The sequence below is a fragment of the Marivita geojedonensis genome (genome assembly GCF_002115805.1).
In the GTDB taxonomy this organism is placed as follows: Bacteria; Pseudomonadota; Alphaproteobacteria; order Rhodobacterales; family Rhodobacteraceae; genus Marivita; species Marivita geojedonensis.
Genome location: NZ_JFKC01000027.1, coordinates 26,195 through 47,380, shown reverse-complemented (window position 1 = coordinate 47,380; position 21,186 = coordinate 26,195). Strand labels below are relative to the sequence as shown.

The 21,186-nt window shown below is 50.3% G+C and carries 15 protein-coding genes; 6 read left to right on the top strand and 9 right to left on the bottom strand.

All coding sequences use genetic code 11. The features are described from left to right. Positions 1-157: 157 nt before the first annotated feature. Positions 158-715 carry a hypothetical protein gene (locus tag MGEO_RS21605; protein WP_170102925.1) on the top strand — a complete coding sequence of 186 codons (558 nt, stop codon included), beginning with the start codon at positions 158-160 and terminating at the stop codon, positions 713-715. 892 nt (positions 716-1,607) lie between these two features. Here MGEO_RS21605 and MGEO_RS21450 read toward each other — a convergent pair. Further along, positions 1,608-2,153: a hypothetical protein gene (locus MGEO_RS21450; protein ID WP_158091052.1), complete on the bottom strand. Its 546-nt coding sequence runs from the start codon at positions 2,151-2,153 to the stop codon at positions 1,608-1,610. A gap of 8 nt (positions 2,154-2,161) precedes the next feature. Here MGEO_RS21450 and MGEO_RS21445 point away from each other — a divergent pair, with 8 nt between their 5' ends. After that, positions 2,162-2,374: a hypothetical protein gene (locus tag MGEO_RS21445; RefSeq protein ID WP_158091051.1), complete on the top strand. Its 213-nt coding sequence runs from the start codon at positions 2,162-2,164 to the stop codon at positions 2,372-2,374. Between the two features lie 405 nt (positions 2,375-2,779). On the opposite strand, the gene MGEO_RS18460 is transcribed toward MGEO_RS21445, so the two are convergent. Further along, positions 2,780-3,427, bottom strand: coding sequence for a transglutaminase-like cysteine peptidase (locus tag MGEO_RS18460; protein ID WP_233140001.1), 648 nt, complete (start codon positions 3,425-3,427; stop codon positions 2,780-2,782). Between the two features lie 286 nt (positions 3,428-3,713). Between MGEO_RS18460 and MGEO_RS18455 the strand changes: the two genes are divergently transcribed. Together MGEO_RS18455 and MGEO_RS21215 are read left to right on the top strand one after the other, a co-directional pair. Next, on the top strand, positions 3,714-5,621 hold the full coding sequence (locus tag MGEO_RS18455) for an ATP-binding protein (protein ID WP_085641141.1): 1,908 nt from the start codon (positions 3,714-3,716) through the stop codon (positions 5,619-5,621). Positions 5,622-5,647: 26 nt separating this feature from the next. Next, positions 5,648-6,604, top strand: a complete 957-nt coding sequence (locus tag MGEO_RS21215) for a hypothetical protein (protein WP_143746299.1) — start codon at positions 5,648-5,650, stop codon at positions 6,602-6,604. 28 nt (positions 6,605-6,632) lie between these two features. Here MGEO_RS21215 and MGEO_RS21210 read toward each other — a convergent pair whose 3' ends face one another. Further along, a complete protein-coding gene (locus MGEO_RS21210) occupies positions 6,633-8,075 on the bottom strand; it encodes a CAP domain-containing protein (protein ID WP_106299230.1) in 1,443 nt (480 codons plus the stop codon). 498 nt (positions 8,076-8,573) lie between these two features. On the opposite strand from MGEO_RS21210, the gene MGEO_RS18440 reads away from it, so the two are divergent. Beyond that, the gene (locus MGEO_RS18440; RefSeq protein ID WP_085641137.1) at positions 8,574-8,879 is read left to right on the top strand and encodes a helix-turn-helix domain-containing protein; all 306 of its coding nucleotides are present in this window, start codon (positions 8,574-8,576) and stop codon (positions 8,877-8,879) included. Positions 8,880-8,953: 74 nt separating this feature from the next. Then, positions 8,954-10,645, top strand: coding sequence for a hypothetical protein (locus tag MGEO_RS18435; protein ID WP_085641135.1), 1,692 nt, complete (start codon positions 8,954-8,956; stop codon positions 10,643-10,645). Between the two features lie 92 nt (positions 10,646-10,737). Here MGEO_RS18435 and MGEO_RS18430 read toward each other — a convergent pair whose 3' ends face one another. The 6 genes from MGEO_RS18430 to MGEO_RS18405 form a co-directional block, all read right to left on the bottom strand. Continuing rightward, a complete protein-coding gene (locus MGEO_RS18430; RefSeq protein WP_085641133.1) occupies positions 10,738-12,030 on the bottom strand; it encodes an HlyD family type I secretion periplasmic adaptor subunit in 1,293 nt (430 codons plus the stop codon). A gap of 48 nt (positions 12,031-12,078) precedes the next feature. Continuing rightward, a complete protein-coding gene (locus MGEO_RS18425; protein WP_085641131.1) occupies positions 12,079-13,851 on the bottom strand; it encodes a type I secretion system permease/ATPase in 1,773 nt (590 codons plus the stop codon). 184 nt (positions 13,852-14,035) lie between these two features. Beyond that, positions 14,036-14,227 carry a DUF6447 family protein gene (locus tag MGEO_RS18420; protein ID WP_085641129.1) on the bottom strand — a complete coding sequence of 64 codons (192 nt, stop codon included), beginning with the start codon at positions 14,225-14,227 and terminating at the stop codon, positions 14,036-14,038. Positions 14,228-14,408: 181 nt separating this feature from the next. After that, entirely contained in the window at positions 14,409-15,047 is a 639-nt protein-coding gene (locus MGEO_RS18415; protein WP_143746298.1) for a hypothetical protein, read from the bottom strand. Between the two features lie 196 nt (positions 15,048-15,243). Beyond that, a complete protein-coding gene (locus MGEO_RS18410; protein ID WP_085641125.1) occupies positions 15,244-17,127 on the bottom strand; it encodes an O-linked N-acetylglucosamine transferase, SPINDLY family protein in 1,884 nt (627 codons plus the stop codon). 174 nt (positions 17,128-17,301) lie between these two features. Further along, on the bottom strand, positions 17,302-21,063 hold the full coding sequence (locus MGEO_RS18405; protein ID WP_085641123.1) for a hypothetical protein: 3,762 nt from the start codon (positions 21,061-21,063) through the stop codon (positions 17,302-17,304). Between the last annotated feature and the right edge of the window lie 123 nt (positions 21,064-21,186).

Sequence of the window (21,186 nt, the reverse complement as noted above, 5' to 3'; positions counted from 1 at the left end):
ATTGTTGCCATTGTTACCATTGTTGCCGTTATTCCCATTGTTACCCTGAGTGCCTGTGCCATCAGGATTGGTATCGTCGGTAGCTCCTTCATTCTCAGCTTTGTTATTCTCAGCTGAACCACCGGGTGCAGCCTGATCATCATTCCCGAAGCCATTGTTGCAGTCACTTCTGCAGCCACTGTTGCCCGGTGGTGACGGTGGCGACCCCGGTGGTGACGGTGGCGACCCCGGTGGTGACGGTGGCGACCCCGGTGGCGACGGTGGCGACCCCGGTGGTGACGGTGGCGACGGTGGTGACCCCGGTGGCGACGGTGGCGACCCCGGTGGTGACGGTGGCGACCCCGGTGGTGACGGTGGTGACCCCGGTGGCGACGGTGGTGACCCCGGTGGCGACGGCGGTGACCCCGGTGGCGACGGTGGCGACCCCGGTGGCGACGGTGGCGACCCCGGTGGCGAAGGTGGTGACCCCGGTGGCGAAGGTGGTGACCCCGGTGGCGACGGCGGTGGTGACGGCGGCGGACCAACTGGCGGCTCACTCGGTGGACCATTTGGTCCTGAAGTGTCCCCGCCAACGATCCGGTCTTCGTCCGGACCCCGTGCACGGCCTTCAGCAGCAGGGTTGCGGCTGTCTCCTATCGATGCTGTCGCATTGTCAGAAAGAACCAGCGCAATCCTCGGGCACGCAGTTTGCAAAGATTGCACAAGTGATTGGTAGTAACGCCGCCCTTGCATCAATTCTGCGGCGGAGTTCAAGGAGTTGCTGTTCCAATCTGCATCGCAGAGTACTGTCGGACACTGCTCTGCCACATAACGCATATTTCGATGGAATGTTGGACTCTCAGCCAAACTTGCAACTACCTGAGATGTAGAAGGGTGGGCCCAATTCCAAGTGCAAAGGCCGGATGGTACTGTGAGTGTACGCCCTTGCTTGGCATAAGGCCGCACAACGGGATCAGAAACACCTTTTAGGTTTCCAGCCGCAACACTTCCGGGAACATTCACCCAGCCCCCAAAGGCGATCAGACCGACTGCAAGTGTTGATACAGATCGTTTAAGAAAGCAAAATTTTCGCATTTACGCTGCCCTCCATAGGACACAAAAAGGTCTTAATCAGCGTATGTTAGCCCAAAAAATGACAGATTTTTCATTGTTTGATTACAATCTCCCCTCCAAGAGCGCATGAGGCCATTGAGGTTCTTGGTAAATATTTGAATTGTTTTGATATATTCTGGGGAAGCGAGTGGTTCTCACATTTTCCAGAACTTGAAAAATATCCGCCTCTCAGGCAGATTGTTAACCAAAAATGAGTACAACTTCTGACAGAAGCCAGCGAATCGGTCAAACTCGATTGCGTCTTCGGGTCGTGGTCTTGGGGTGAGATTATCTCCAAAATGGACTGTCAGTTACAGGGTGAGTCTATTCCAGTCGGTGAACCATTCCACGTCTACCGATTGCATCACATCGTTTATGAACCCATTCTTTCCAGCCGGCTCCGGTTAGCATGAAGCACGCCAACACGTGTGCGATGAGACATGCTCGCCGCCTTAAGGAAATCAGCCCTGAACATACAGCCCGCAGCCTCTAAGTTTTTAGAGGCTGCGCTGACATTACGAAGACCGAAGCAGAACTTTATGCGACCCCACTGCGGCAGCTATTCTCTGATAGGACAACGCCCTTGACGAGTCGTCCGAGGCGGATCGCAATAAAACGGTTTCCACTTCTTCGAGAACGTTCGCTGCCTGCTGCTTCACATTTTCGACTGTGTTTGGGCGTACAGGGCGCAACGGTGGTGTAGAGCGCAATCTCTGCCCCGATGGCGATGTCAGGTGTGCACGAACTGCAGGTTTTTCTGTATCCAGATTGCCCGCAACCAGAGCGTCAAGTTTGCGAGCGGCATCCAAAAGAGCTTTTTGAACTTCTTCATCCCCTCCACTGGAACGGATGTCGTTTGCCAACTCACGATACGCCGCAGCAAAACATGCAACGATGTATTCATCCGGAACTCGCTTGCATATACGCTCCATCTGCTCGAGGCGTTCGACAATCGCGTCTGTATCAAGCGAGTTTGCGGAAAAAGACGACCCTTGCGACGACTGTTTTTTCAATGACTTCAGGCGACGTTCGCGCAGCGGGCCATCTTCAGAATCTGACAAAAATCTGAATGTTGGCTCTGGCGGGTCCACTGGCTCTGGCGGGTCCGCTGGCTCTGGCGGGTCCACTGGCTCTGGCGGGTCCACTGGCTCTGGCGGGTCCGCTGGCTCTGGCGGGTCCACTGGCTCTGGCGGGTCCACTGGCTCTGGCGGGTCCACTGGCTCTGGCGGGTCCACTGGCTCTGGTGGATCCACTGGCTCCGGCGGGTCCGTTGGAATTATAATCCCAGGACGGGGAGGCTCAGGAGTGTTTGGAGGCGTCCTTGAATCACGATCCCGGTAGTCCCTGTAAGCGTTCTGTGCCGGTGAAGGTTCAGGTTCGTAATCATCGCACTCGTAGCACTCGCACTCATCGCATTCCTGAGCGTGTAGTGTCGGGGCCATAGCCAATGAAAGGACCAGGATTGATGTTGAATAAGAAAATCTCATGACAAGCCTCTCAGAAGAGACTCTCAGTATAATTGAAAAATTGAGTGACCTCAGAATTTTTCTTTGCCTGCCTTGCGATGATCCTCCAACCGATGACTTACCCCATCTGTCGGAGGATCATGCGTGCAGAAACGAACTGGCACACCATTCCCACACAAGCACGGCAGCGAGTTCGCGACGGCTGCGGGACACGGCATGCGTTAATTAAATACGCCACCCGCCAGCAACGCGTGCCATTTGTGAGGTGCATTTGGATCTTGCATTTTCAGGAAAGAATACCGTGTCTTGGACCATAAGAGAATTCGATTGGTCACATTATCCAAGACATAATCACCGGCCGTGGTTCGTAGAACCAAAACTGCATGGTTGTTGCGTCTGTGGTCCAGAACAGTGGCTATCAGGAGGTTCTCAGGTGAAATTCCCCTCTGCATCAATGCCGCTTTTTTCAGAAGCGCGAAGTCTTCACAATCTCCCCCCCGCTTTGTCGGTAGAGACCAGTACTCCTTGCGACCATACTGTCGCTGGTCTTCGATCTGGCGGACCCTTCGATTGATGTCATTGTTAATCTGCTTTGCAAGTTTCAGTATGTCGGGAGGCAACGGGCCCGCTCCCCACTTCGGACTACACGCCCATTGATAGCGCACGCAGAGGTCCACAGCGCCTCTTGGAGGATCGGCAGCGAACTTCGCAACTAGGTGAGGACCGTGAAACTGCCCTGCCGCATCAACTATGGATGGAAGCATAAGGGCTATGGAAACAGCCAAAGCACGGGTAAAGTCGACCCTACGCCCCGCCATTTTACACACAGTTAATTTGAACGCTCGCAAGCGACTCCAGGTTTCATGCATTTTCTGCCTCAAAAGCTGTTAGATCAGCCGCTCTGTATTAGGTTCGCCCGACCAAGGGTTGACATCGAACACGCTTGGTACGTTTTCCCCGCACCTCTGGATCACCGCCAGACCCCAGCATCAGGTCGCAAACATCATACAGGCTCAAAAGAACTACAGGTGAATTCCGGCGCTTTGACGTCCAAGACGTGGTTTTTGCCGGGCAACTGTATTGCGGACCACTCCAGCTAAGGATACAGATTCAATTGTGCACCATACAGAAAAGAGCCGGAATTCAATAAAACGCATGAACGAAATCAAAATACTCCAATCCCGCATGAATATCGGTTACAAGTATGGATTAAAGCAATACTTTCTCCATTGTGAGTTACACTTTCCAATTGACAGGCAAATTCAAAGTTCACTGCCAGTGTATTTAAGCAACTGCATTTCTGAAATAGTAGGCTCAAATATTCAAAATGAACCACCATACTGGGCTGGTAACGATCGCGAAAATTTGCTTCAAGCAATATGCTACGCAATAAAAGTATTGCAGGATATCAGCAGAATTCCCACATGCGAGTCTGGAAAAATTGTTGAGACAAAAAGTGTATATAAAGATATATCTGGAATTATCTATACATTGGCCCTGCCAACGTATGCTCCCAAAATAACAAATTTTTTACTCGCCAAACTTTTAGAGGAAGTCCAAAAAGAAATAGACGTCACTTCGCGTATAGACTCGAAAAATGAGCAAATAATAAATCTGAATAGAATTCTTGATGATCTTGATAAAGCATCTCCAAAAGCGAGCAACCCTCCCAAGCTGATTGATGTCGCATTTAAACGAAACATACCTATGATTGGTCTTCCAGATGGTGTCTGGCAGTTTGGTTGGGCAAAAAATTCACGGCTTTTTCGGAGCACAATAAGTGATGACAGCCCCGCGATAAGTGTAAGCTGGGCAAAACAGAAGGCAAACATCAACAGATTGCTCAAAATGGGGAATGTGTCGGTCCCCGAGCAAAGACGCGTCCAATCCATCCAACACGCTCTCGATTTTGTAGAAAAATATGGATACCCTGTTGTTGTAAAGGCTCCAAATCTTGCAAAAGGACAGGGAGTTAAACCCAATCTCAACAACGAATTTGAGCTCCAAGATGCTTTTCAGGAAATTAGCAAGATTGGCAAAGATGTACTCATCGAGAGACATATCGATGGATATGATGTACGTGTAGAAGTAATCAAGGGAAAGTTTGCCTGTGCTTGGGCCCGACATCCCGCCCGCGTCACGGGTGACGGGGAAAAAACGATCGAACAGCTTATCGAAGAGGTCAATTCTAACCCGCAGCGAACACGACGGGGAACGTTTGGACTGTATAAAATAAAAATAGATACAGAAGTTGAAAGATTTTTGGAGCTCCAGAACCTAAGCAAGTTTTCAATACCCAGAAAGGGCCAAACTGTTAAACTACGACGCTTGCCAAACAGCTCAGCAGGAGGCACAAAAGAGCGGGTATCCGAAGAAATTCATCAAGATAACATTGATCTATGTATAAAAGCCGCTCGCCTTTTACGCCTGGACATAGCAGGGATTGATTTTATTACCAGTAACCACAAAAAGTCTTGGAAAGAAAATGGAGCTGCCATTTGCGAGGTAAATGCAACGCCTCAAATGGGCTCCATTTACCCTGAATCAATTGATATGATATTCGAGTCGTACATTGATGGACAGGGCCGCATTCCCATATCATTAATCCTTACGAACATAAAAAGTCACGCAAAAATCATTTCAAATGAAATACGCTCCAAATTGGCGAACCAAGAGATACATATAATCGATACACTGAACCAAATCTCGACGTCACCAAGCGACCTTCAAGGGAAGATTCTTCCCTCACTAATGGACACAGAGGTTGAGGGCGTTATTTTAATCTGCGATCATCAAGATTTGCTGAGGCGTGGCCTGCCTATAGATATGTGTGATGTGATATTTGTTTCTGAATGGAGCGGCGATCTCACCGATCTATATAATGTGTTGGAGCTAATTTCTCCACATGTACGGGAAGGAATATTTTCTCCAAAGAACAACCATGCAATTAGAGGTGCGATGTCTTCAAATTTTGAAATATTAGACGCAAACCAATTTCGTGAAAGAATCAAGGACAAATATCTAAGGAGTGCATTGGAAGTCCTGCGCTCTGCATCTAATTAGAGTTTGTTTACAACAGAGGCATCCAGATGAAAAGAAATGAGCAAGCGCTAGTGATATTGCCATACACCCATGAACGCACAACGATTTCTGATATTTCGTGTATTCGAGAAGCTCTCTATAGAAGAACTTCAGATATTCGACTTTTCTCATTTGACAGTGAAATAGTGCCGGTTGACCTTGCAAATATAGAATCATCCAAGACCACAACATTCACTCTGGACAGCAATCTTCAACCTCAAATTTTTGATTTCATTCCAGGACCAAAATTTTTCTCTAATCAAAAATTGAAGACTGAACTATTTAGTGACCTTCAGACTGCGGGTGTACCCGTGCCATCGAGTGTGTTCTTTGAGCCGGATAGGAATATGGAATTAGAGGATCTTGGGGAATTTATTGCCGTGAAAACCACTGCGCCAGGAACAGTTAGGGCAAAGGGTATTTTTGTATTTAGATCAATGGATTTTGAAAAATTACGAGAAAAAATTTTGCATGTTTTTAAATCGGATATCCAATCCAGATTTATGCCAATATTTCAGAAATATATCGAAACAGGTAAGCGGCCAGAAAGTACACGGGTGACAACTTTTCTTGGGGCCCCGATTATGTGCTTCAAAACAATAGCCCCTAACGATTTTTTTGTTAAAGACATAGACGGTTTGGTTGGTGGTGAGGCAACGTCAAATTTTTCTGATAACCGTATGTGCGAACTTGTTAATGACTCCGAGATGGTTGAAATGGCATCATGGATCGCCTCTTTGTTCCCCGAAACATGTGTGCTGAGCATCGACATGGTGCGATGTAAAAATACGCGACGTATCTATTGCCTTGAGGTTAATCAGGGGAACCTTTGCTTATTGAGTGCACCGCTGTGTGGGGCTGTAAGAAACCAGCTTGGTGCAGAGGCTTTGCATTCTCAGTTCTCTTCATATGACACAATTGCGCAGCGTATGGTTGAAGTTCTAGATCACTTACCTGATCAGTAAGGCCGCTTCCCATTATCGCTCTTATCACTCAAGAAATGGCGAATGGATCATCAATAACGCCGACTAGAGGCATCAAAAATTCACCAGACATCGGATCGAGCGCATCCGCATGAATCTCATCGATTACCGAGACGGCATTGCTGACGCTAGACCGTGTGCCATTGTAGAGCTCCATGACAGAAATCGTATCACTGAAATCTGACAGGCCTTTAATGGCTGAAAAATAGACCCCGATATCTGTTTTGTCTTGGAGATAGGCGACATCCCCTGCTCCTCCGGAGGCAGCTCTCGCGCCATTTAAAACAGACAAGATAAATATCGCCGGTGTTATTTCGGGATTGTTGTTCAGTTCATTGACCCAGTATGGTCCTGAAGGATCCCGGCCGAGTACATTGTTGAATACAGCTGATACAAAGGCTTCAGTGTCTTGCAGACTGCCATCCGAGTTCAAGTATGAAGCATAAGTTCTTTGCGTCTCAGGTTGTCCAAAAAAGCTTTCTGCGATTTCTGGAAGTGTCATTCCATCTTCAAGACGCGTTGCCCAATAAAGCAACCCTTGTGCGGCAGGTGCTCGATTGAAATAGGCAATATAGAGCTCGACAATTGCAGCGAAGTCTTCTGTCGACAAGCCTGCAGCTCCTGACCTGATACCAAGATCGAAGTCACCATCGGCAAATCGTAGGTTTTCGATATCGATGAGCGTATCGGTGCCGTCTTGTGATGGCCGCCGGTCCGTGATCACCACACCGGTTGATGAGATTTGCACAGTGTAAGAAGACCGCTCTCCGGAATAGACTGCCGTATCTACACCTGCGCCTCCATCAATCAAGTCATCCCCAAGGCCACCCGTCAAAGTGTCGTTACCACCCAACCCTTCAATTAAGTCCCGTTGCACGGTCCCAACCAAGTTTTCAACGGTTGCGGTTCCGACAAGAACACCCGTTAAATCCTGAGACGTATTGGAGTCGGCGGGAGGAACAGACGTTTCATTAGCAACATCCGGCGTTGTCTGACCGCCGGTCATCGCAAAGTTCTGCGTCACCATAACTGAGTAATATGTGCCACTTTCGTAGCGGTAGGTTCCGGTCTGGATGCCGATGCCGACCACTTCCAGATCAGGCATGAGAATGTTCTCGCGGTGCCCTGGGCTGTTCATCAAAGCAATGTGCAGGTCGTACACATCATCGAACAGGCCTTGAGCCCCCCGCTCGCTTTGCGCAGCGATATTTTCGGCTGTGCGCCATGAGCCAGAGAGATCGAATCCCTCTGCGGTCATGCGTTCGGTCGGCGTCGAGCCATCGACGCCGGTATGGCTGAAGATGTTGTTCTCCAGCATCCACAACGAATGCGCATCCGCAGACGCGTTCAAGACTTTATCGAGAACAAGAGCATTCAAGCCGCGGCTGATACGCTCCTCGTTCACGAGGTCTAACATGTACCTTTCCAGATCACTGGCGGTGGCAGCAGACATCTCAAACTCTCCAGTTCAAGCCCCGCCTGATCTCTAAAACGAGACTTGGGCGACAACCGGGAGTGCATGTGTCCAAATTGGGGTGATTTACGAGAGCCACGGGCTCATGAGCCACAGAAGAAAGCGGCGTCATATTAATGCTGTTCGCCTCAGTCATACCATATGCGGGATGATTTTTCAGACGTATCCGCAGCAATGAACGCGCTCTTTTTGCAGCCCAATCCGTCCGGCGACAGCACATGTGCCTTACGGGATTGCCGCAAGTCGCAGAAGTTCACGTGTTCAATCACTGCTAGTGGCCCAAACACCCGCCCCTTTTTGGGGACATTTTTTCAGATCTTGCCTTGTATTATTGCAGTAGTCGCTAATTCAGCGCCGCTCAACTCAAAAGCAGCAATGCTGTTTGCCATAGGCAAAATCCTGCTATATAGTGAAGTACTAAACACCCCTGCATACTGATCGCTTGGGTCCCTCGCCGCTGCCAATAGAGGATTTGCTATGCTTGCTGAGCTGCACAAATCGACACCTGAAGAAGCCAAGGAACAACGCGTTACTCTTGGGCTTTGGCTCAAATCATTGCGCGAAGCTGAAGGTTTGTCCCAACGGGACCTGGCTGACCGCTTGTCGCTGGATTACTACACCTTCATCTCTCAGCTCGAGAATGGGCGTGGCAAGATTCCGGCGCACCGTTATGCGGAATGGGCTGTTGCACTCGGGCAGGATCCCAAAAGCTTTGTGCGCGAACTGCTTCGCTACTACGAGCCTCTTACCTATCAGATCCTGTTCGAAGACGTCGCTGGCTGATGATCTTCACTAGATCGCAGGACCGATCAGAAGTAAGATAAGTGACGATTTAGACTGATCGGGACAGCTATCCTATGGCGAAAATCCTCGACTTTCGGAACAAAAAGAACGCTTCCTCCGATCAGGCTTTTCTGGCGGACGAGCAGCAAACCTTGTCGTTTCAGACAAATGAGGATGGTGAGATCAGCCTAGGTGGGTTTTCACAACCTGCTTTTTCTAACCCTCAACCAGATCCCAAGAAGGACTGGAGCAATCAGGAACTTGCGGATCTGTTCCGGGTAAGGCAGCTGCTGAGCAAAGCAAATGTACCTGTCGAGACGGACCGGGGCGTTACCGATGAGGGTGATCCTTGGTTTGTTTTTTGCCACGCCAATGGTGACGTGTTTATACACCTCTGCCGCATCGATGGCCTGTACTTTTTGGACAGCCCGAATGTTCTACGGCCCCTGAGAGGAGCAAATTTTGGCGAACTGATAGCAGACTTTACAAACCAAGCGTTGCCAGAGCAGCAGTCACAAGACGGCATTGAACGTCGTATCATACGTTTGGAGCGTGGTGGTAAAGTACGCTTGCACCCATCTGCTATGTTGGCTGCACTAATATGGACTTTGTTCCTCGCTTCAGAAGAGTTGGTGCTCTTCGCGCCTGAAGACGCGGACAATGAAGATGGTGTTTCTTTTGACTTCGGCGGGATGTTTGAAGTCAGTAGCAGCAACAATGCCGACCCGGAACTGCTTCTCGAGATTGAGCCTCTTGATATCATAGATGCATCGGATTTGGCATTCCTTGATGACGGCCATGGGCATGCGATGTCTGAGGATCACTTGCAGTCACGTGACGGGCACCATCATCAGGGTTTGTCGTTGAGTACGAACGGTTTCGCGATTGGGTTAAGCACAATCGCGATTGCCATGGGGTTCATGTCAGAAACTGTACTGCTCGAGAATCAACGTCAGGTCCTAAAGAACCTCGAGATGCTGGAACTTCTCGACCAACACGATACCACTCACAAAACAGCAACTCTCGATGTTGATGCACAAGAGGTTCCGGATGGCCTTATCGAGATGCTTGCTGAATTTGTTGGTGTCGAGCTTGGGCAAGACAATGACATATCCGGCGCGCATGCAAACTCGCGGGCAGTTCAATCATCTGAGCAACAAAACCCAAGTGTTCTGGATCATCTGTTAGATAATTTCAAAGAGGCGTCGTCTGGGGCAGAAAGAGCATCTCCGCCACGAAAGAACGAAGCTTCATCGGATCCCTCGTCTCAGGCAGTCGACATAACTGCTGTATCAAGTGAAAAACAGGCGTCACCTGACGAAAATATGAATCAGGCGACATCTGCTCTCGAAACTGAGCAAACGGATGAAGCACCTTCTTCCTTGCTCGCAAATACAATATTGGCTCAAAAATTCGAAATGGAGAAAATCCAGTTCGAACAGGAATCCGTTTGGATAAGCTCAAATCTCAACAAGAATGAAGCATTTGATCTGTTTGAATGGATTGAAGCACCAACAAACATAGATAGCCAGTCCACTCAACTCCATGATTTCGATGCTATAACGCAACGCGTTCTGGAGTTTATGCAGAGTAAAAGCGGAGACTTCGGCATCATGGAGCTCCGGAACGGAGGCATTGTCTTCATTGACAAGCAAGCTGTTGCCCAAGGAGACTACGAATATGTCCAATGGGAAGCAGACAATGGGAAGATTGTTTCCCTGATAGGCGTTCAGGACGATATTCGGGACGTTGATATGATCGCTTGATCCGAACAGGCGATTTTCATACGCAGAAATAAGAAGGACCGACGCAATGCATCGGTCCTTGGTCACTAAGCGGTAGCGTCTGCTCTAATATCTCATTCTTCGATCATGCTTTTACGCACGGCATCGAGAAGCGGCGACACGATGTAATTTGCGACAGTACGTTCACCGGTTGTTATGATCACATCCGCCGGCATCCCTGCTGTCAGTCGATCTTTGATCTCAAGAGGAATATCTTTTTCGTCGACAACCACACGTGCAAGATAATACGGCGCTTCGTTAGAATTCTCCGGCGTAATGACATCTCCTGAAACCGTCTCGACAGCACCCAACATGATCGGTGTCAACTTGGTTTTAAAAGCTGTAAAGCGGACTTCAGTTTCCAAACCCGGAGCGACATTATCCTTATCGATTGGAGACACACGTGCGTTTATGATGAGTTCTTCATCCTCAGGTACCAACTCCATTAAGATCTCGCCCTGGCGAACGACAGACCCAACTGTATGCACCTTGAGATTCTGAATGGTGCCGGACCCAGGAGAACGAATTTCCGTTCGGTCAAGCACGTCCTGTGCAACTTTGCGGCGCTCCTGCAGCTCACTGATCTCTGTTCGGATGTCATCCAACTCTGTATTGGCGCGCTCCCGGTATTCCTGGGTCATCTGGAGCGCTTGAAGTTTGGTTTCGCCGATGCTGGCCTGCGCTTGAGCAATATCTGAAATCACCTGCCCAAGATTGGCTTCAATCTCAATCAGTTCATCTTCGCGTTGCGACAGCTGGTTGGACTGAATCAATCCGCGACTTTCACCATCCCGCATGCGATCCAGCATCTCAGAGTAGTTGGCAATCCGGCGCTCAAATGCAGATTTCTGCAAATTGAGACCCTCGATTTGGACTTCGATCTGCTCCACACGCGCCGTCAATATGTCTTGCTGAGACTTTAGGATGGATCGACGATCCTCAAACAGATCACGCTGATCAGCAATCACATCTCCCATCATATCGAGATCTTCTGACAAGAGATCCTGGGGAAAATCGATCTTGTCCGACAAGGCGCGTTCAGCCAGAAGGCGCGCCTCAGTCAGACGGGCAACATCAAGTCGAGACGACAGCACTTCCAGGTTGGATCTCGCTTCGACTGCACTAAGGCGCAAGAGAACCTCTCCTTCTTCCACCTCATCAGCTTCAGAGACGAGGATCTCTTCAACGATCCCGCCTTCAAAGTGCTGTACGACACGTCGATTACCTTCCAACGAAATTGTCGCTGGTGCCACAACCGCACTGTCAAGTTTGGCCACAGCTGCCCAACTTCCCAGCACTCCAAAAGTCAGAAAGATTAGAACATATCCTGCCAAAACAACGGGTCTTGGACTTGGTTTCTTGTCCATCGGTAATTGGCTCCTCAAAGAGCAACAGATTTTGTTTTCTCGACAGAATTAGCTGCGTTTGCTGTCCGTCATATGTACGACGGCCGAGCCAGCTTCTGCTGCGGGCTTGGCTATCGTTTGACCCGTCTTTTGCTCAGCAGCAGATCCTGCCTGTTGCTGAGCTTGAGCAAAGAGTTCACGCGTCGGGCCAAACTTCTCGATTTGACCGTTGACCAACATCAAAGTCTTGTCTGACGCCGCCAAAAGATTGGCTTTGTGCGTGACAAGAATGATGGTCTTGCCACGTTTTTTCAGCTCTTGAATACAATTGGCCAGCGCCTGCTCACCATGTGCATCCAGATTTGAATTGGGCTCATCAAGGACGATCACACTCGGCTCCCGGAATACGGCTCGAGCCAATCCCACGCGTTGACGCTGGCCACCCGAAAGCCCGTTCCCGCCATCACCAACATCCGTGTCATACCCGTCCGACAAGGTGGTGATCATCTCATGTGCGCCAGACAGAACGGCTGCGGCGACAATCTCATTGTCATCTACATTGTCAGAAAACCGGGAAATATTCTCCGAGACTGTTCCTCGGAAAAGCTTCACGTCCTGTGGCATATACCCCATGTAGCGACCAAGTTGCTCGCTATCCCAGTGATGAAGCTCCGTGCCCTCCAGGCGCACAGCACCGGCCTGAGGCCGCATGGCACCAACCAAATGGCGAACCAGTGTCGACTTTCCGGAACCACTTGGACCAATGACTGCCAGAACTTCGCCTTGGGATACACCGAAAGAAATTCCCTTCAAGATGGGAGCCTTGCCCCCCGGGGCTGTTGCAATCAAGCCCTGGACCACAATATTGCCCTTTGGCGCAGGAAGCTCCATGCGATCTTCTTCGTCATCAAGAGCTTCGAACACTTCGGTCAGTCTCTTATGTGCTTCACGGGCACCAACAAATTGCTTCCACTGACCTACAGCCTGCTCTACCGGCGCCAAGGCACGGCCCATAACGATCGAGGCCGCGATCATAATACCGGGCGAAATCTGCTGCTGGATAGCAAGATACGCACCAGTCCCGAGGATCGCGATCTGTAAGCTCATGCGCACGAACTTGGTTGATGCTACAATCGCGCCGGATCTTGCACTCGCTCGGGCCTGCACATCCAGTGCATGATCGTGTTGCTGGAGCCACCGCTTCGTCAGCTGGCGCTCCATACCCAAAGCGCGGATGACTTCAGCGTTCTGCATAGTAGTATTTACAAAATGCGAGGCCCCCTGACTTGCACCGCCCGCCTCTTGCAACAGCTTGCGCGTCGCGAATTCATTAGCAACGGCGAGCACAAAAATGATCAGCGCACCACCGGTGGCCACCCATCCCAACCAGGGATGGAATGCAAAACACAACGCCAGGAACAGAGGAACCCAAGGAGCATCAAAAAAGGAAAGAATGCCCTGCCCCGTCAGAAATTCACGCACACGATCAATGTCGTATAGTGTCACGTGAGCGCCAGAATTCGGGGCCAGAAGTTGCTTGCGAACGACCCGATTGAAGGCGGGGTTGGCGAGCATATCATCAAACTGAAGTCCGGCCCTAACCAGCATTTTCGAACGAATGAACTCGAGCAGACCGTATGTGACAAGCAGCGCAACGGCAATTGCGCTAATCATCAGGAGCGTGAATTCATTCCGGCTCGCAAGCACCCGGTCGTAAACCTGCAGCATGTAGAGCGGCCCTACAAACATCAACAGGTTGGAGAAGAAGCTGAACACGACCGTAGCGAAGATGATCGCTTTGAACCGCCCATATGCTCTTTTTAGAGGTGACGTGGGTTTCATTCACGAACATCCTTTCGCTGTGTTCTAAACGGTACCATTTCTTAACTGCTCGGGCACCGACAAACTTGCAAATTCATACATCAGCGCGATGTATGATGCAATTGAACGGCACCTCCCCTTACCGTTCGATGAAAGGTCCGTACTCTAGTGAGGCAGGCAAGGCAGACAACCTCGAGAGAGCCAGTCACGCATCTTTGGGCAGCGCGCTTGCCAAGACGCGTGCATACGCATTGCGCGCAGTCTGCGCGAGAGCCATTTCACGCTTAAGCTCGGCGAGCCTCTGCTCACAATATTGGATGTTCTGAATATTGTTTCGTGCCTCTTCAGACAGCATTTCTGTATCGTATTCCTTGCCGTCGATCGTCACCTTGGCCATGAGGTTCTCCTTTCGTCATTACACCTTTGGGACACCACATACATCTCCAAAACCATGAATAAAAGCTCTGCCCATGAGGTCATGTCTGACTGCATCAAATTGACACGATCCGCCCGAGGTCGGGGCCGAACATGGCTGCCAGGGGCGCCTTGAGGCTTTGGGAGGTGGTGAGAAGATCAGTTTACGATCGTATGAAGGTTTCGGCTGTTTTCAGCGCATCTGGGGTCGGTTCAAGGCCGATATAGTCCAAAACGTTCTGTCGCAGCGCCGCGTCTTTGCGGAAGGCTTCAAACGGAACAGAGATAAATGGGCAGGAGTTCTCTATCAGAAAATTGTGAGACGCCTGATAGATCGCTTGCGCGCCAGTTTGGCCGTGCACAGGATGCCACTTCCGCCGTACCCGCGTTGCCTCGATATGCTTCAATGGTCGAGTTACAAAGACATACTTTGGGGCAAGCCGACGGTTCAGATACGGCAAGACAAAAGTCTGAAGAGCATGTTTCAGAACGATATGAGACCGCCCAAGCGCTTTGGCTTTGTCACATTCACCTTGCCACCAAATTTCAAAAAACCTGGTGAAATCCGCTGGTCTTCCAACAGGTTCCAGTGTCACTTCGTTGATGAGCTTCAACAGAGCTTCTTTATAAGCCACAGGCTCATGCGGATTAGGGGTCAAAACATCATTGGTACGTGTGTGGGGCGGGCAAGTGTAGGCGCCACAGCGCTCCAGGAAGCCTGTTACCGCCGTGGACCCACTGCTGTAGGAGGAAATCACGAGGACCGGCTGTATTTGAGACGCTTCAGCTTTGGTCTTGGTCAATCAGATACCCAACCTACTCTCTGACGAGCCATTCAAAAGCCCCAAAAAACTAAGGATGTTCTTACAATGCGGAAAATCTTCATAAGATCCCCCACCTCGACACCCCAATCAACGCTGGGTATTTGCAGATCCCTTGAGAGCACATCCTTATAAGCTCAATGGGTTTGAAAGGATGAGTGTCTGACAGCCACCGTTATTAATCAACATGAACAGCATTGATATTTACAAAGGGAAAGGTCGATGTATGCAAGTGTTGCCTTGCTGGTAACGCAGAAATGTCAAGAGGCGCTTTCTCTGAGCCAGCATCCGCTGCCATAGCCAGATATGCCGCTTCTAGATGCCGTGTAAACCGTTCCGTATCAAACAAAGGGCACGACAATCTGTTCATAATCAACTTGGCCCTGATCCGAGAAAGGCGCTCCTTATCTTGCGCCAGCTCGATGGTCAGACGTAGCGCATCATCTCGGTCGGACGCGATCAGTTCCTCCAACCAAGCTGCTTTGAGCAAACTGACTGTTACCCTTGATGCAAATTGATTACCCGGAAAACCGACGATTGGCACACCGGCCCATAAAAGGTCTGACGTTGTTGTGTGACCATTATACGGATAGGTATCCAAACCCAGATCTGCCAAACCCAAACGAGAAATATGTATGGGTAAGGGTTCCAAATGAGCAAAAACAACGCGGTCGCGTGAAATTCCATGCTCGCCAAATCTTGATAAAATGGTATTCCGGATCTGTTCTTGGCGGACATTCAACCAGATTTGAGAATTGTCGACTACCTTGAGGGCATGAGCCCATCCTTCAAAACACGCCTGGCTAATCTTTATCGATCTATTGAATGAGCAAAAAACAAAGGCACTTTCATCCAAACCAACATCAGCCCTACTAGGACGGTTCTTCGCAACAAGTCTCTTGTTGTCAGAGCAAAAATAAGTCTCGGGGAGTCTTACAAGTTTCTCCGAAAAACAGTTTTCGCTCCCATCGGGTGTCACAACTTTGTCAGTAATCATATAGTCAACAAAATTGGTACCAAGAGTGCCCGGAAAACCCAAATATGAAGCCTGTATCGGAGCAGGTCTATCTTTCAAGACACTCAGTCGATTATGCTTCGTGTGGCCATTCAAATCGACCAGAATATCGATCTCGTCCTTTTTGATTAAGCTCACAACCTCTGGGTCAGCCATTTTCCCAATATATCTAATATTTTCAGATAGTTGCAGAAACCTTTTCCGATAAGATGTTGGACGGAGATCCTGCGAATTATCGTAAAAGTAAAATTCGAACTTATGCTTATCATGATACTCCAGAGCGCCAATCAAAATTATATTCAAGGGGTGATCAGTGAAATCACTGGATAGGTATCCTATTTTAAGGCGCTTCGTTGAATCTATAGGTTTGGAGACTGTTTTTGGGTCCGTTTGACCAAAAAGAACATTGCTCAGTTGCTTGGCCATTTTAATGTAAAGATCTGGATCATCCGAAACGTTAAGATGAACGAAGTGTGGCTCCCCAATAGAATACGTGCACCCATCTCGATAAAGCGCGTAAATTTCACGGGTCAGCGTTTGTACCGCTTCCCATTCCATCTTCTCCACCCAATCACTTAGGTCCATTGCCCAGCGGATTTTTTCCTTCTTATGCAGCGAGAATGCCCGCACCATGGTTTGCGCTGCATCGAGATACTGTTTGTTAACAATAAACACACGATAGGCTTTGAGCAGGTTTTCAAGCTTGTAGGCGACGCTTTTTATCAGCCTGGCATCGCTCAAAGCAGATGTCTGATCTCCAAGATCAAATGAAAGCACCATACGATTGGTGATTGCTTGCTCATGATGTTTGTTGGCTTTTAACGCGTTCGCATAATCCGACAGAGCCGCTTTTGGCTTTTTCGCCAGCACCGCAGCAGCCCCTGCCTCGGTCCAATTGTCAGCCGCTTTCTCACCCTTTGTGAGTTTTGCCGCACGCCGAAAACTGCGAGCGCCTTCGACATAGAGAGAGCCGGCACAATATTGAGCCGCAAGAGCAGCCCATGCTTCTGCATTCTTGGGCTGAGCATTAACCAGCTCGAGCGCCATGTTTATGGATAATTTCCGATCCGTCACTGCTCTTCTTTAATGGCCTAAATGATCAAGACCAATCCATAAAAAACCCCGCACTGGAAATCCAGTGCGGGGTCAGACCACGTCAGGAATAATATCCTAATCAGTGGTTTCTTTAGGAGGCCAAGCTTTTCAGCCTCCTAACTGTGCTTAGAGATTAAGCCAAGCGTCTGTTTCTGCATCCGCCTTGACCGAACCAATAAGGTTCGCCTCGGTGAACAAGGTGGACGATCCAAAGTCACCGCTTGGGGAATCTCCAACGGTGAATGTTGCACCGAAGTCGATGGTTCCCAGAAGCTGGCCTGTGGTGAAATCACCCCCGGCAGTGATGTTGCCATCGGAGCCCAGTGTCGAGGTCAGGTAGAAGACCTTGAATTCACCCAGATTCTGCTCATTCTCAACCATAACGATGTGGTCTTGAACAGTACCGATGAGGTTTGCAGTCGCGATCGCATCGAGATCCGCATCAACCAAGCCACCTGTCACAGTGGTCCCTGCCGAGCCGTTCAGAGCCGCAATAAGCTGGCTGCCTGTCAGGCTGGCAAAGGAGATCGAGTCCGTTACAGTTTCATCGAAGCTCAGGAAGCTGACGGAGTTGGCCGATGCGTCATCAGCAGCGAGATCAATACCGAAGCCACCCGTATCACCGCTCAACTCGACCGGAGACATAACTGTCGACCACGCATTGTCGTTGTCCGACGGATCAACCATGTTGTCGAGATATGCCGTGAAGTCGAGAGCGTGGCGACCCACGTCACCTTCTTCATCATAGAGCGTTGCCGGCGCAGAACCAGAAACAAAGCTCGGGTTGGAAACGTCCGTGAAGAAGTTAACAACACTGACCTTGCCAAACTCCTGCGTGATTTGCAGCGTGCTTGCACTCAACGGATTGGAGTCAAGAACAAGCAGGTCGTTGCTGCCATCGCCCATATCAACTTCGGAATGGTTGAGGCTGGTGTCAGAAGAGCTGGAAGAAGCATTGCTACCAAAATCTCCATCGTAAATGAAGTCATAGGTATGCTGGCCTGTTCCCAGCGCATCTTCTGTGCCGACAGTGCCGTCTTCATTCAACGACCCTGCAATATTGTTCAGCACACCACGCGTCTCATCTGCAGTGTCAACCGGAATCGAGTTGTCGACTTCACCAGTCTGGATAAGGCCACGTGCAACCGCCTGCCAATCGGACGTGCTGGACAGTACGACTTGACCTTCACCCGGCGCAGAAGCCACAACACCCGGCTGATAAAGCGAGATACCGAACTCATTTTCGCCTTCGACTGTAGACTGAACGCGGATCTCCTGCAGACCGTCCAGTTCAGTGACAGTCAGAAGACGGGCCAGTTCCGGGTTATTCGCAATGGCCGCCGCAATCGCCGCATTAATGTCCAACTGGGTTGCAACATAGTTGTTACCAGCCGTGGTGTTAACGCGAACCGTCTCCTCGAAGCCTGCAAACATCACTGTCAGCTCGGCCTGATACAGAACACGCGGAGCGAAGTCCTGAATACCGGTCCCATCACCGATGTCACGGCTTTCGTTGCTGCCACTCGATGCGTTGAGAATGACAAAGTCGCTATCATCGCCGGCATCAATCTCGAAGCGCATATACCCATTGATCTCGACGAGATCTTCACCGCTTCCAGTGTTGATATCGAGGTTGTCCAACAGGAACATTGTCTCTTGGGAAACACCGCTTTCAGTGCTCACGATCACTTCATCGTCACCTGCACCGGTGTTTGTGATGTGGCTTGTTCCGATGACATCGACGGCGTCTCCATCAATGTTCAGATCGATCAGGTCATTTCCAGCACCTGTGAGGATGCTGTGATTGGCCTCCAGATCAACCTCACCGAAGAACGTCACATCACCGCCACCATCGGCAATAAGTGTGATCAGATCGTCGATGTCTTCATCATTGCCCAGGGTCAGGTCACCAAGGAACGCCGATGCATCAAACAGGTTCAACGAACTCTGACCGAAGGCTTCATTATCTTGGTCAGGGGAGTCGTTGCTACCATCGGAGCCACCACGAATGGTAAGGCTTGCATGGCTGTCTGCATCCACGAAATCTTCGTGAGTTTTGACGTAGATTGCGTCCAGATAGGAGTTTGTTGTCGCAAGCTGGGTGAGGTTCGAAGGCTTGTTGTCTTCGCCTTTGACAGAGACATGGAACACCTCGATGCCCATACCTTCATCGCTGTTGTCAACAACTTTACTACCAACGATGAGATCACCACCCTCACCTTCACGACCGACTTTTTCAAGTTCGATGTTGACGGAGATCGGCTGGTCTTCAATTGCGAAATCATCATCGAAGCGACCGAACACGTTGAACTCGCCGGTCAGTTCGTCCGGCGCGGTGAAGCCAAGAGCCGTCACTTCAGAACCGTCACCAGATGTGAAGACGATGCCCGGGATCAATTCAGAGAACGACCCATCCTGCAGGGCAGCCTGGTTGAGCGGCAGACCTTCGTCATCAAGCAAAACAGTGCTGTAGTCGCGCTTTTCGATTGTCGATCCTGCCGGAAGCAGACCCGCGGCAATCGCATCCTGCAGCGGAGCTTGCAGTGCTGCGATAAACGCGTCATGCGAGTTCACTTCGTTCGGGTTGGCTTCGTCAAGCAGCTCATCTGCGAAGCTGATATCGACTTCACTACCATTGACCAGAACGCGGATACCGTTCTTGTCGATCTCATCAAGACGACCTTCCGCCGCCTGACCACGCTTCAGACGCAGCTCGGCATCCTGGTCCAACAGGAAGAACACAGCCTCGCCAGCGGAATCCTGGCCGGACAGAAGATAGTCTTCGTCAAAGAGAACAACGAGATCCGACGCATCGTCATCGGAGTTAAAGTTGTCTGTGTGATCCATCACCACAGTGATGGCATCCGTATTCCGAACCGAACCATCGCTGGTCAGCGTGGTCACGTTCTCGATTTTCAGATCGCCATCGGAATAGTAAGAACCAATTTTCACATGGTCTGTGATGTGCTTAGCGTCAACGACGACGGCCAGTTCGTCCTCATCCCACTCATCATCCCCATCGAACGGGAATTCTTGATCATTGTCGCGGTCCCCGAAGTCACGCGCTTCGATCAGAATTTCTTCGATGTTTTTCACCCGCGGCTGAACATCTGTCACGCCGAGGTTGCTGACACCAAAGAGCTCAAAGCTGAGTTCAGCATAGAGAGTGTCATAGCCGCCTTTGCCATCCAGGCGATCAGCAGATGACAGGGAGTTCGACACACCACCAGCAAACGGATTCTGCTGGATATAGGCATTGAACATGTCATCGTTCTCTGTGCCATCCAGCACATCGGTGCCGGATGTCAGAAGGCGCTCTTCGCCGGGAACCGACGGTTCAGTGACCGGGAAGGCCGCTGCGATTGCGTCCAGTGCGTCGTTGACGGAGTTCTGCGTGCCATCAACATCATCAAGGATGGTGTCTTTCAGATCGCCGGTGCCATCAACACCCGCTGCGATTGCAGCTTCGACATAAGCCGAACCAACAGCAATCTTGTTGTTCAGGACCAGCAGGTCATCGCCCTGAGCACCGCTCATGATGTTCAGGATAACCTGGCCAACTTCCGCACCCGGGGTCAGAAGCTCCTGAACCCAGAAGTTGTCCGGGCCGATGTTGCTCGGGTCACGACCAAACAGGTTGTTGAAGACATCCGTGACGAGCTGGATGGCATCAGCTTCGCTGATTTGCGCGGAGCCAAGCGACGGATAGAGCGCAAGCGTTTCAGCCTGCGGGACAAACGACCGCGCAACGTCAGCCAGCGACTGTCCTGCAGCCAGGTCAGCGACATATGCGTTCAGGCCGGGCACCGCGGGCGCGCGGTTGTAGTAGCCAACAAAGATGGCTGTAACCTGCTCTTCAGGTGTTAGCGTGGAGAAATCCAGAGCCATGGGTTATTCCTTTTTGCTCCGAGGCAACAAAACGCCTCGACATGGGTTCGACGCAATTGCTGCTCGCACCCACAAAAACAGCAGGCGCAAGACAATCAATTGGCACGGTGTTACAGCCTTCGC